At 50.2% G+C, this 12481-nt stretch carries 11 protein-coding genes; 2 read left to right on the top strand and 9 right to left on the bottom strand.

The window, feature by feature from the left end:
* Positions 1 to 40: 40 nt before the first annotated feature.
* The 4 genes from BLT02_RS16710 to BLT02_RS01480 form a co-directional block, all read right to left on the bottom strand.
* Entirely contained in the window at positions 41 to 649 is a 609-nt protein-coding gene (locus BLT02_RS16710) for an ATP synthase subunit I (protein WP_242869668.1), read from the bottom strand.
* 57 nt (positions 650 to 706) lie between these two features.
* Positions 707 to 970 (bottom strand): AtpZ/AtpI family protein, encoded by a 264-nt coding sequence (locus BLT02_RS01490; protein WP_092991095.1) that lies wholly within the window; start codon positions 968 to 970, stop codon positions 707 to 709.
* Between the two features lie 167 nt (positions 971 to 1137).
* Positions 1138 to 2139, bottom strand: coding sequence for an SDR family NAD(P)-dependent oxidoreductase (locus BLT02_RS01485; RefSeq protein ID WP_347474851.1), 1002 nt, complete (start codon positions 2137 to 2139; stop codon positions 1138 to 1140).
* Positions 2140 to 2360: 221 nt separating this feature from the next.
* Complete coding sequence (locus BLT02_RS01480; RefSeq protein ID WP_242869667.1) at positions 2361 to 3920, bottom strand: AAA family ATPase; 1560 nt, start codon at positions 3918 to 3920, stop codon at positions 2361 to 2363.
* A 225-nt stretch (positions 3921 to 4145) separates the two neighbouring features.
* Between BLT02_RS01480 and BLT02_RS01475 the strand changes: the two genes are divergently transcribed.
* Positions 4146 to 5744 (top strand): AAA family ATPase, encoded by a 1599-nt coding sequence (locus BLT02_RS01475; RefSeq protein ID WP_092991093.1) that lies wholly within the window; start codon positions 4146 to 4148, stop codon positions 5742 to 5744.
* A 319-nt stretch (positions 5745 to 6063) separates the two neighbouring features.
* Complete coding sequence (locus BLT02_RS01465; protein WP_092991091.1) at positions 6064 to 8079, top strand: GH25 family lysozyme; 2016 nt, start codon at positions 6064 to 6066, stop codon at positions 8077 to 8079.
* A gap of 25 nt (positions 8080 to 8104) precedes the next feature.
* Here the strand turns inward: BLT02_RS01465 and BLT02_RS01460 are convergent, their stop codons facing one another.
* The 5 genes from BLT02_RS01460 to BLT02_RS01440 form a co-directional block, all read right to left on the bottom strand.
* Positions 8105 to 8374: a helix-turn-helix domain-containing protein gene (locus BLT02_RS01460; RefSeq protein ID WP_242869666.1), complete on the bottom strand. Its 270-nt coding sequence runs from the start codon at positions 8372 to 8374 to the stop codon at positions 8105 to 8107.
* Positions 8375 to 8807: 433 nt separating this feature from the next.
* Positions 8808 to 9122 carry a WXG100 family type VII secretion target gene (locus BLT02_RS01455; protein WP_092991090.1) on the bottom strand — a complete coding sequence of 105 codons (315 nt, stop codon included), beginning with the start codon at positions 9120 to 9122 and terminating at the stop codon, positions 8808 to 8810.
* A gap of 214 nt (positions 9123 to 9336) precedes the next feature.
* Entirely contained in the window at positions 9337 to 9636 is a 300-nt protein-coding gene (locus BLT02_RS01450; protein ID WP_092991089.1) for a WXG100 family type VII secretion target, read from the bottom strand.
* A 352-nt stretch (positions 9637 to 9988) separates the two neighbouring features.
* Positions 9989 to 10324, bottom strand: coding sequence for a DUF4176 domain-containing protein (locus tag BLT02_RS01445; RefSeq protein WP_092991088.1), 336 nt, complete (start codon positions 10322 to 10324; stop codon positions 9989 to 9991).
* Between the two features lie 106 nt (positions 10325 to 10430).
* Positions 10431 to 11993, bottom strand: coding sequence for a hypothetical protein (locus BLT02_RS01440; RefSeq protein ID WP_092991087.1), 1563 nt, complete (start codon positions 11991 to 11993; stop codon positions 10431 to 10433).
* Positions 11994 to 12481 lie beyond the last annotated feature (488 nt).

Below are 12481 nucleotides of genomic sequence, written 5' to 3'. Positions count from 1 at the left end.
AATAGTATGTGCTGCAACAGACTGATGTTGATGTTTCCGACTATTCTGTTTTCTCTGACGTGTCTGCCTCTTCCGGCAGGGCCTGAGAATCAGTTTCCACAGAAGTTTCCGTTTTTTCTGAAGCTTCTGCCTCTTCCGGCAGGGCCTGAGAATCTGTCTCTGATTCTGTTTTTGAGCCTGTTTCTGTGGAAGCGTCTGCATGTCCCGTCCCGGAAGTATTTCCGGCCGCAGGCTTCTTCTGCGTGATCCCCATCCGGATCCCCCGGATCTTGATCACGAACCCCGGAATAAAAAGCGGTATGATGCCGGCCGCATAGTTGAAACAGGGCGCAACGATCGCAATGATGACCCAGAGCCCCCGCATCAGCATCCTGTTGCGGTAACTCACACGCATCATGCGCAGGGCATCATCCTTGTTCTCCACATTTACGACGCTCTGGACTGTCAACGCCATGAGAAAGAAATTGGCAACTGCGACCGCCCCGCCGCAGAGAGCTCCCAGAACCACACGGTAATCAAATTTTACAGTGGATTCAGGAAAGATCAGATGCAGGATCAGGAACAGAGCCATGACGCCGATGCATCCAATCCCCGTGCCCACAGCGACGGAGACTGTCTCCTGCTTTACAGCTTTTTGTAGTTTCATCATTCTCGTTTCGTATTCTCTTATTCTAAGGATTTATGTGCGGCTCCGCATCGCAGTCATTTACATATGTCTGTTGTAGGAGCGTTCATCCGGATCCCGGGGATCTCTCTTTTCCTTCCGCGTGACTGCCAGATAGACTTTGTAAGCAGTCATAAAGGAAGCTCCTATCCCGAGGATCATACCCGGAAGATAGATCCACAGCGGAGCATTCAGACGCGTACATAACAGGTAGCAGGCTCCGAGGCACATCAGGATCGGCATTGCAAGCGACAGCCCGAGCTGTCCCAGCAGAGTCAGCTGCGCCAGTATCTCATTCCATTTCATATAGCTGCCGCCTCCTCCAGGTTTCGGATTCAGACTAACATGCCGTCTCAATCATTATCCCAGCCGACACGTCTTTATACTATACACTTTTCTGTCAGGAAGGGCAACCCGTCTCTTTCACGGTCTTTTGCTCCGTTTCCTGCACCTTTTTTCTGCATCTTCTTCTGTCAGGATGGGCAGGCCGTCTCCTTCACGGTCTTATGCTCCGGCTCCTGCATCTTCTTTTTCTGCTGGGCAGCAGTGATCCGCACTGTCAGGGCATCGGGCAGAAATCTCTGTCCGATGACAGCTGCCCTGAGCTCCTTTTCAGGAATGATGACCGTCTTTCTTTTTTTCATCATGCGAAGAGCGGAATCCACGCACTCCTCCACGGAAATACCGGGCAGGGCAAAAACGACATCCGCCACCGCGTTGAATTCCGTGTTCACGGGACCGGGGCAGAGACAGCCGACATAGACGGGAGACCCCGACTGCCGCAGTTCCTCGGCGACGCCCCGGGTGAGGCTTGTCATGTAAGCCTTGGTCGCGTAGTATCCCGACATAAAGGGCCCTCCGGGAAAGAGCCCGGCGGAGGAAGCCACATTGAGGATGGCGCCGCCGCCTTCCGCCTCCATCCTGTGGAGGACATACTTGAAGAGGACATGCTGGGCGACCACGTTGACATCCACCATATTGACTTCCCTCATCAGATCAGTCCCAAGGAAGGGGCCGCTGACTCCAAAGCCCGCATTGTTGATAAAAATATCGATCCTTCTCCCGACGAGATCCTCGCAGAGGCGGATCAGGTCTTCCCGTCTGGCCAGATCTGCCGGCAGCAGGAGGCACTCCGTGCCCAGTTCGGCGCGCAGAGCCTCAAGCCGGTCACGCCTTCGCGCGATGAGGATAAGCGGATATCCTTCCAGCGACAGGCGGCGGGCAAACTCCATACCGATCCCTGAACTGGCACCTGTAATCAGGGCATAATTCTTTTTGCCCGACACCGCTGCGCCGGCCTGTGACCCGGTTTCCGCTGCGGCAGCCTTTGCTTTCGCAAGGGCATCCCGAAAAGCATTTTCCGCACCCTCCGCGCAATAACGGGCCGCCGCTGCTGCCGTTTCACTCAGCTTTTTACTGCCCATTCCAAGTTGTCTGAGCCAGGGTGTGGCTTTTCCCATAAGGTTAGTATTCATAAAACGATCCATCCACTCCATAAATATTATAACCGCGAACTCTGTAAAAATCCCATGAAAAGTCCAGACAAAATTCCGGCAAATTCCCAACCAAACCCCATTTGATCCTGACAAATCCCAAAACGATCCCGGGGGCAGTGTCATGTGTTCTCTGCAGGCTCTGTGTTCTCTTGAGTTTCTGCCTTATACCGTACCCATAACTGTGGACACGGAAGATTCTCTTAAGCTTCCGCCTTTTCTTCCGTTTCTGCCTTCTGGACAGGTTCCGTGATCTCAGCGGGTTCCGTGATCTCTTCCGTATCTGCAGGCTCTTCAGCCTCTCCAGATTCCGGTCCATTCCCTTCTGTTTCTGTCCCGGCGGTCTTCCGGGCGGTTTTCTCCGCGTCCTCCTCGGCGGTCTCCACCAGGTCTTCGATCAGGATCTTTTTCATATCCTCATGCGAGGGAGATTCCATGGCGGCCACTCTGCGCGCCTGGTTTGTAATGATCTCCTCAAAAAGATTGCGCACCTCTCTGGCGTTGGCAAAGTTTTCGAGGGATCCGAGCTTCCGCTGTACGATCATAGCCCGGATCTGTGACAGGACATCCTCCTCAGCTTCATAATCGTACTTTTTACAATTCATTTCAAAGATTCCCATCAGCTCATCGATGGTATAATCCGGAAACTCAATGTATTTATTAAAACGGGATTTCAGGCCCGGATTGCTGTTGATAAAATCCTCCATAGGCTTTGTGTAGCCGGCGACGATCACGACAAAATCCTCTCTGCTGTCTTCCATCGCCTTGAGGATCGTATCGATCGCCTCCTGCCCGAAGGTGTCGTCTTTCCTCGCAAGGGCATACGCCTCATCGATAAAGAGGACGCCGCCCTTGGCTTCCTCGATCTTTTTGGCGGTCTTGAGGGCGGTCTGCCCGACATAGCCAGCCACGAGGCCTGAGCGGTCCACCTCGACAAGCTGTCCCTTTGACAGAACTCCGATCTGCTTATAAAGCCGCGCCAGTATGCGGGCTACTGTCGTCTTGCCCGTCCCGGGATTCCCGGTAAACACAAGGTGGAGCGACACCGGCACGGATTTGAGGCCGCCGTCCCTGCGGAGCTTCTGGATCTTGACAAAGTCCGTGAGTTCCTTCACATCGTGCTTGATCTTTTTAAGTCCGATCAGCTTATCCAGATCTTCCATGGGATCCGTCTCCGGCTCCCCGGGTTTTACTTCCGCCTGAGGAGACGGCTGCGATGATGTCTGCACAGCCATGGCTTCCGGCCGTATATCCGCCGCTGCTTCGGAGGAAAGGCCTGCTGCAGGAGAGTATCCCGTTTCAGAAGAGAGTCCTGTTTTAGGGAAGGATCCCTCTCCGGAATCCTGCGCTCCAGCTCCTTCCAACCCGCCGGCAGGCTTACCGCCGCCGGACCAGGCAGCCCCTTCCCCGGTCAGATCCGGCATTCCATTGTAAAGGGGATTGTTCAAAAGAGACTGCACCTCTTTGAGCGCATCATTGGCACGCTTCAGGGCATCTGTACGCTCTCCCAACTGTGTGGAGATCTCTTTCTGCCTCCCCAGAAGCTCATCCGCCCGCGACGAAAACCCGGAAGTAACCTCTTTTTCCTTTTCCGCAAGCGCATCGATCCTGCTCCCTGCGGACTGCGAGGATCCTGACTCCCCGAAAAAGTCTCCGTACATTCCCTTGAGAAACTTCTTCTCCGTATTCTGAAGCGCCTCCAGACGCTGTCTTTCCCTTTCCTGAGCAAGCTTTTTTTCCGAACTCTTTTTCTCAGAACTCATTATCCCCGATCTCCTCTCACGCCCGGTATCTCCGGACTCTGTTTTATTATACAATTTCGTATGCCCTTTCTGCAATGAACTTCTGGTGTGCCATAGGACAAACACGTTAAAAAAGCATAGTATACACCGGATTGACAAGTGCTTTCGCAAATCTGTACAATGAGACAATAAAGTGGCGGAATCACTGAAGTGGCGGGATCCGCCGTCTGGAAGGAGGCTGTTCAAATGAGTCTGTACCTGAATCCCGGCAGTGAAGGATTTGAAGAGGTATTGCGTACGGAATATGTGGACAAGACAGGGCTGATCGGCCTTACCAATCGCACGATTGGGACGAAGCAGAAACTGGTCTGTGTCAGCAGACCAAGACGCTTCGGCAAGTCTTTTGCAGCCCAGATGCTCAGTGCGTATTACGACAGATCCTGTGATTCGCATGCTCTGTTTGACGGACTGATGGTTTCACAGCTTCCTGATTATGAGATGCGGATCAATCAATTCAATGTGATCTATCTGGATATCACCGGTTTCATCTCTGAAATCAAAAAAAATAAAGGAAGTCTGCTGAATGTCCCGGCAAAAATAAATCATGCTGTAAAAGAAGAATTATTGGCGGTCTGTCCGGAATTGTCCCCGGAAAAGGAACTCACGGAGTGCCTGGTGGAATATGTGAAACGGGACGGAAGAAAGTTTTATTTTATTATTGATGAATGGGACGCCATGATCAGGGAGGCAAGGAATGATCAGGACGCCCAGGAAGCATACCTCAACCTGCTTCGGGAATGGTTCAAAAACGGTAATTTTACGCCTTTTGCCGTGGCGGGGGCATATATGACCGGCATCCTGCCGATCAAAAAGGATGGAACCCAGTCTGCAATCTCTGACTTTGAAGAATACAATATGCTTCAGCCCGGACCTTACGGGAAATACATCGGATTTACCGAAGAGGAGGTTGCAGGTCTGTGCGAAGAAAAACACGCCGATTTCTCGCGCATGCGGCAATGGTATGACGGATACCGGGTCAGAAATGTCGGATCCGTATATAATCCGAATTCGGTCATGAAGGCGATCCGCTATGACGCTTTTGATTCATACTGGACAGAGACCTCTGCGGCAGAGGGGCTTCTCGAATATATCTGTAAAGACTACAGTGGATTGTCAAGGACTATAGCGGAACTGGTCGGCGGAATCGATGTTCCGGTCGACACTGTGGGATTTGCGAATGACCTGACGACATTCAGAGGAAAAGATGATGTCCTGACTCTGCTCATCCACCTCGGATATCTGTCCTATGATTCAGAAAACAAAAAAGCACGAATCCCCAACGAGGAAATACGGAGAGAGTTTTCAAAATCCATTCGTACCACAGAACATGCAGCCACACAGAAACGGCTTCTTGAGAGCAGCAGGCTGTTTGACAGCACGATCCGTCTGGACGAAGAGGCTGTCGCCACTCAGATAGAAAAGGTTCATATGGAGGAGACGTCTCCTCTTCATTACAACGATGAACAGAGTCTGCGCAGTGTGCTGAAACTGGCATATTATACGTACCGCGATCATTATCTGCAGTGGGAGGAACTGCCTGCGGGAATCGGGTACGCGGATATTGTCTATTTCCCCAAAAATAGCTCAGGCTGGCCGGCGCTGGTAGTAGAACTCAAGTGGAACCGCTCCGCGGAGAGCGCCATCGATCAAATCCGCCGAAAGCAGTACCCCGAATCGATCCGGGAATATACAGGCGAAATCCTGCTCGTCGGCATCAACTACGACAAAAATGCAAAGGCCGGAAATCGCAGACACACCTGCAGGATCGAACGCCTGCAAAAGTAAGAAACTGTCCAAAAATAACTCCAGGGAAAACACCAGCAAAAATTTCCATGCGCATGCGCTGTCTTCAGCCGCCGTCCCAAGGAACGTAATCACTGACTTCCTGTGGTTCGGCGGTTTGGTTTTTGTTTCTGGTTTGATTCAGCTCCGTTTTGTTCCGCGTTACACTGTTCCGCTGTTTCCTGCTGGTCCTGCTGTTTCGCTTCCTGCTGTTTCAGTGTTTCGCTGTTTCCTCCCCTTATGCTTGCAGTCTGTGTAAAAAACCAGTTATAATAATATTCCGTTGCTTTCACCCGGCCAGCCATACCAGACAGGATACCCTATGCCTTCTTTCAAAAAGATCAATTCTGAACAAAATCATAAAGAGGAAACCAGCCAGAATAACACTGCCATAAATAAAGCCGGCCAAAAAACAATCGGCAGGATTAAAACCGGCCAGAACAAAGCCGGCGGGGGCATATCAGGCAAAGCCGTCCGCAAATCAGGCAAAGCCGTTTCTTCGTCTCCAGAAAAAAAAGGCGTCCACGGCCCTTCATTTTTCATTCCGGTACTCTCCGCCGCTTTAGCGGTCCTCCTGTTCCTTGCAGGCAGTTCCCTTGTGCTGTCCCGGAGCAGGTCTGTTTTCGAGCCCGGGATCCAGGATCCCGCCGGACACAGCAGTACGCTGAATTCTTCTGCAGACAGTGCTTCTCCAGGCAGTGCTTCCCCGGATAGTGCTTCCCCGGATAGTACTTCTCCGGGTAATACTTCGCCGGGCAGTGCTTCTTCCCGCCGTACTTCGTCGGACAGCGCTTCTCCCGAAAGTCTCCGGTCCTGGCTCGGAGTAGACACAGTCCTGGAGATTCTGTCCCCGGAACCCGCTGAAATCTCTCAACCCTCCGAATCTCAGGCTCTTTCCAGCGCAGAGGACTCCTCTGCCGTTCCTGCGCTTTCCGCCTCTCCAGCCGGTGAGGCCCCTGTTTCTTCTTTTTCATTTGTATCCTCTGCTGTGGAAGAAGAGAACACTGCAGAGAGCAATTCTCTCTCCGCAGACCCGGTCTCAACGGCGGATTCCCCGGCCAGGGCAGCATCTCCGGAATCAGCTGCAGCCTCAACACGCGCAGATGCCTCCGCCGCTGCCGCTGGCACCCGAATGGAAATGGCTGCCGCTGATCAAAATACCGGGAAAACTGCCGCAGGGAAAAACAAAGACGCTTCCGCTGACAGCACTGTTAAAGCAGCTTCTGAAAAAGCAGCCTCTGAGAAAGCAGCTACTGAAAAAGCAGCCCCTGAGAAAACGGCCTCCGATAAAGCAGCTCCTGAAAAAGACAGTGCAAAAGACGGGAAAAAGCCCGAAGCAGATAAAAAAACTGATGAGAAGTCCGATGGCAAATCCGATAATAAAGAGGACAAAACAGACGCGGAAAAATCCTCCGGAAAAAATGATAAAGAAAAGGGTAAGGAGAATAAAGAAGACAAAGGTAACAAAGAGGACAAAGGGGACGAAGACAGCGGAAATAAAGAGCAGAATGCCAACAATAAAAACTCCAAAAATGACAAAGGGGATTCTGATTCCAAGGCTTCTCTGACAAAAAAACAGAAAGAATATGTCCGGGACTGGGAGGAACTCCACGGATATGATTTCCCGATGCAGACGACCCTGCATGACTATAACTGGGATTATCTGGAATACGATGAGATGTGGAATCTTTATTACAAAGGGGACAAAAAATACAAGATCCGCCGGGGGATCGATGTGTCTGAATTTCAGGGAGAGATCGACTGGGACGAGGTCAAAAAAGCCGGGTATGATTTCGTTTTTGTCCGAGCCGGCCACCGTATGTTTGAAAGCGGAGATCTCATTACAGACTCGCGCGCAGTAAAAAATATGCGGCAGGCAAAAAAGGCCGGCCTTGATGTAGGTGTCTACGTCTTTTCACAGGCCGTCTCCGAATCGGAAGCCCGGGAAGAAGCCCAGCTCTGCCTGGATATCATCAAAAAGAGCGGCGTCGAAATCACCCTTCCTGTCGTCTTTGACCCGGAGATCCAGACCGAATACATCGCCCGCATCAACTATATCAGCGGCGAGCAGTTCACAGACAACGCTGTCGCTTTTTGTAAAAAAATCGAAAAGGCGGGCTTTACTCCCGCCATCTACACAAACTGTTCCACTGAGACAGACATTCTGGATATGTCCCGCCTGGACAATGCTGTGATCTGGTATGCCGATTACGGCATTATCCCGGAATCGCCTTACCGCTTTACCTTCTGGCAGTACAGCAACACCGGCTGGGTCGAGGGGATCCCGGAGGGGATGACAGACCTCAATGTCTGGTTCGTAGAAAGAGAGGAAAAGTGATTCCGGTCACTTTTCCTCTCTTTTTTCAATTGTCCAGAATGTCCTCGTAGGAAACACCCAGCACATCCCTGATCCCCCTGAGCTGCGCCAGCTTTATGTGCTGCCTTCCCCCTTCGATCTTCACAAGGGTTTCCCGTGTGATCGGGACCTGCCTGAGCTGCAGCTTTGCCACCATTTCCGTCTGGCCGATCCTTCTTGATTCCCTGAGCCGCCTTACGTTGCCTCCGATCGTTTCCCCAGCGCCGGAGATTATTTTCTCCTGGTTTTTAAAAAATCTGTCATCCCTGCCGTCCATAAATTCCCCGCTCCCGAAACCTGACTGTTTCTGCGTACTCTGTTTTCATCCGGATTCTTTAAATTCATCCGGATTCTTTAAATCAAGATATTCTTTGATCAGGAAAGTCTCTGATCAGGAATATCCTTAATCAGGAAAGCCTTGATCAAGATTCTTTTGATCAAAAAGCTTTTGATCTTAAAAACCATAAAGCCTAATAAAATTATAGAAATCTGTAATAAGACAATGACATTTAATAAGTGTCACCAAATCTGTGTATTGTTTTTTACACCAAAACAGAGCCACACTGTATCGACTTTACACTGGAACACGAAATACCGCCCGGGACTTTTTCTGTCCCGGGCGGTTCCTGTGATCTCTGTTTTGATTTTGCTAATGCTTTCTTTCTGATGCATAAGGCAATGCCCTGTCTTCTGCGGTCTCCTTTTACCCGTCAGCTGATCAGCTGTGCGTTTAGTCCGCTTCCGCTCTCCTGTGCAAGTTTCTCTGCATTCTCATAAATGGATGCCATTTCCTGCAGGTCTGTGACATGCTCGGTGATCTTTTTGCTGATCAGCTGCATATCGTCCTCGAGCTCGTTGAATTTGTTGATGTATGCTGTAGCGGCTTCGCCCTCCCACTGGCTGGAGAGATTTCTTGCCAGGCTGAGCATCTGTGCCGTGATATCATTGACTGAAGAGTTCCTTGCCTCGAAATCGCTGGATGCATTGAGAAGCTCCTGCGCTGTTACTTTGATCTGTCCTTCCATGTCCTTTCCTTTCTTCCGCTTCTGCGGATCCGATCTTTTCTATTGAGTTTATTCTTCTGGGGTCTGTTTATTGTAGTCTGTTCTGTTGTGAACAATTCTGCTGTAACCTGTTCTGCCGCGATCTGTTCTGCTGCAGCCTGTTCTGTTGTCCGATGTCTCAGGCCGTAACATTTTTTTCTTATGATCTGCGTTCAGGCTTTTGACCGGATTATTCTTATGCCCGGGTCGTTGCTATCGCTGCCGCCTGTGCCTCTGCTTTCTGGTAATTCTGAGCTACATCACTCAGTGCCTGAATGAAGCGGACGATTCCGTTATAGAAATTCGCGAATTTTTCTGCGTCTGTCGCGTAGGCGTTGTGGAAGGCATTTCTCGCTTCGCCCTCCCACATAGAGGAAAGTGCCTCCTCTTTCTCGGTCATTGCAGTGACCTCAGCCTTGAATCTCTCGTTGAGTGTCTGCAGTTCCTGTGCCTGCTGAATGAGCCGTGCTGTTGATACTCTGAATGTTGCTGCCATAATTGATTATCCTTCCTTTCTTTTTAAAATCCTTTTCGGTTGTGATCTTCTCTTCTTTGTTTCTGTGTTTCTTCTTCGTTTTGTTCTTTGTTTTGTTCTTTTTTGTGTTTCCCTTGCTGTGATTGTATATTAACATCTGTACTCCAGCGGGAGGGCAAAGTCCGACAGACTGCATATTTTCCTGACGAAATGCGGTCCCGCCACCAGTTCCATCCTGATAAATGGGGCAGATTTCCTCCCGGTCAGATCAGGGATCCCGGCAGTACGTCAAAGATCCCATTCCAACAACGATTCACATTGTCGGAATGGGATCTTCGCAAGGTACTGGACACATCATCATATCCATATCAATTCACTTGGTTTCATCAGCTTCCTTCGTTTCATCGGCTTCCTTTTCGGCAGTTTCCCGCGCGGAGTCATAGACAGTCGAGAGAATCTCCAGAAAGCCTTCACGCTCCTCATCTTCAAAGCCTGTAAAGACGATATCCTTTATATCCTCGTGGTTAAATAAAAAGGCACTGTCCGCCCCGATATAACCCTCCGGATAAGGAACACCTATATAGTCATATACTGCCGGAATTCCATTTGCCGTCTCTGAATGTTTCTGCTGCAGAACGCCGATCACCATCAGCCTCTTCACTGCATTTTTCAGCAAAACTATACTGCCCGCGGGAATAAGTGACTTCATGGTTTTTCTCCTTTTCTCGAACCGCTTTTCTCAATCCGTTTTTTTCTCAATCCGTTTTTTTCAATAGGTTTTTTCTCTGTTTTATCTGCGGAAGCCATCGCATCCTTTACCAGCTCCATCTCCAGGGCATGAAGCTGTCGATCTTTTCGCCGGCTGTTTTTGCATGTTCCCACGCAGATTCTGCCGTATTCACAATTGCCTTCCCAGCTTTTTCAGCTCCCTGCCGTATATAATCCTTCCCTGTCTCTGCGATCGAATAGACCGTCACACAACCCTTGACGAACTCATTTCCGTTATCATATATGCGCTTCAAAGCCGGGTCATTGACAACGCGCATACCTGCATCTGTCCCCCACTTTACCGCTCCGTTCTTTAGGGCATCGGAAATTTGCTGAGCGGATACATTCGTCGTCTTCTCCGAGATCAGGCCGAAAGACAGTTTATCGATCATCTTGTACAGACCCGCCGTACTGGAATCAAGCATAGTCTGAGCCGTGTCATCTATAGTCCACTGTCCGTCAGCCTTCATCTTCATGATATCCTTGTAGGCAACACTCCCGGACTCAATATAAGAACTGGCAATCGTCCCGTAAATGCCCGCAGGCGTATACATGCCTTTCGTGTCAGCCTTGCTCACCCAGTCATAAATATCCGTACCCATATCTACAACGTGAGTCGTACTTTTGATAAAAGCCGCATTTTTATCTGCCCCTGTAGGATTCTTGCCGGAATCCATGGCATCAAAAAGGTCCCCGCCCAGTCCGAACAAATCTCCGATCACACTGACACTGCCGCTGATATTGGCCATCCGGGTCCCATATGGAGTCGGAATGTCACCGGCCTTCTTGAAAGCATCCTTATACTTATTCTCAATAACTTTATAAAAACCATTCCAGACTTCACAGCTGGAATCCCCGAGGCTGCAAAGATCTGATGCCCCGGAAAGGCCTTTTTTGTCACCTTTCAGGAAATTGTACACATCCTCCGCGTAGCCAAGTCCTTTGCCTCCCAGACCCAGGATATTGCCCGCCCCTTTCTTTTCTTTTACTTCTTTCAGATATTTGCCGAGGAAAGACGTCATGCTCTTGGTGAATTCCCACCCTGTGTGGTAGGAAGGCTCCTCTTCTCCGGATTCTGCTGTGCCCTTCTTCCCGTCCCGGCCGCCATGTGCGGAAAAATCCGCAAATACCAAAGCACCTGTCGACATCATCACGAGCAGATGCCGCAGCTCTTTGTTCGGGTGGAGCCGTGCCAGGTCCGCAAGCTTTTTCAGTATTTCTCTTACCAGATGAAGCGTAAAAGAAGCGGGGCTTTGGCGGTCGATTTTGTCCAGGATCTCGCGAAGCTGCTCATACACGTTTTCGGGAGGTACTGCAGCACTCCTGTCTCCCGCCGCACCCGCCAGCCTGCTCTCTGTACCGATGTAGGCCATCAGGATCGCATCCAGCTGTGAACTGATATTACCCGCCGCCCTGCTCTCTTTTTCTAATCTGGCGATCTGATCTTCCAGTCTTTTCTGGATCCTGGTCCGGGAGCTGATCTGAAAAGACAGGGAGTTTTTAACAGAGCTTAGTCCAGAGCAGGCATTCTGCAGATCTCCGGAAGCCTCCCGGATACCATTTCCTGCAGTAGTCATGTCTTTTGTCTTTACTATAAACTCTCTTCCCATCGCTGTATTTCTCCTTCCGGACATACAATTGAGGATCTTAGTGTAAGAATCTTACATGCAGATATTCCTGCCCCTTCAGGGTACAGGAATATCCGCACTAAGTCTTCCGTCCAATCTTGTCTTCCGTCCTGTTTTGTCTTCCGTCCTGCCTTGTCTTCCGTCCTGCCTTGTTTTCCGTCCTGTCTTGTTTTCCGTACGGATTTGTGTTCCGTCCTATAGTCCTGTGCTGCCTGCCGTACGGATCCGCGCGCCGTTCTGAATAGTATTCAGCAGGATCTGAAAATATCCACCAGTCTGTTTCCTGCTGTGTCTACATAGTAGCAGATTCTTATATTCCAAATGCAGATCATTGATGAACGGCAGATTTTCCTGACGAAATGCAATCTCTGTTTACGCAGAAGTTCCACATTTATGATCGAGCCTTTCTGGTCACACTTCGGACGGGTTTCAAGATATTGAATCCTGAACAGCCTGTTGAAAACTATTTC

This window comes from Sarcina sp. DSM 11001 (assembly GCF_900101015.1).
Classification (GTDB): Bacteria; Bacillota; Clostridia; order Lachnospirales; family Lachnospiraceae; genus CAG-791.
Note: the sequence above shows the minus strand (reverse complement) of the source record. Positions and strands in the feature narration are given on the sequence as shown.

Coding starts and splice junctions, on each gene's coding strand:
- BLT02_RS16710 (WP_242869668.1), bottom strand. CDS start 649: ATGATGAAACTACAAAAAGCTGTAAAGCAGGAGACAGTCTCCGTCGCT.
- BLT02_RS01490 (WP_092991095.1), bottom strand. CDS start 970: ATGAAATGGAATGAGATACTGGCGCAGCTGACTCTGCTGGGACAGCTC.
- BLT02_RS01485 (WP_347474851.1), bottom strand. CDS start 2,139: ATGAATACTAACCTTATGGGAAAAGCCACACCCTGGCTCAGACAACTT.
- BLT02_RS01480 (WP_242869667.1), bottom strand. CDS start 3,920: ATGAGTTCTGAGAAAAAGAGTTCGGAAAAAAAGCTTGCTCAGGAAAGG.
- BLT02_RS01475 (WP_092991093.1), top strand. CDS start 4,146: ATGAGTCTGTACCTGAATCCCGGCAGTGAAGGATTTGAAGAGGTATTG.
- BLT02_RS01465 (WP_092991091.1), top strand. CDS start 6,064: ATGCCTTCTTTCAAAAAGATCAATTCTGAACAAAATCATAAAGAGGAA.
- BLT02_RS01460 (WP_242869666.1), bottom strand. CDS start 8,374: ATGGACGGCAGGGATGACAGATTTTTTAAAAACCAGGAGAAAATAATC.
- BLT02_RS01455 (WP_092991090.1), bottom strand. CDS start 9,122: ATGGAAGGACAGATCAAAGTAACAGCGCAGGAGCTTCTCAATGCATCC.
- BLT02_RS01450 (WP_092991089.1), bottom strand. CDS start 9,636: ATGGCAGCAACATTCAGAGTATCAACAGCACGGCTCATTCAGCAGGCA.
- BLT02_RS01445 (WP_092991088.1), bottom strand. CDS start 10,324: ATGAAGTCACTTATTCCCGCGGGCAGTATAGTTTTGCTGAAAAATGCA.
- BLT02_RS01440 (WP_092991087.1), bottom strand. CDS start 11,993: ATGGGAAGAGAGTTTATAGTAAAGACAAAAGACATGACTACTGCAGGA.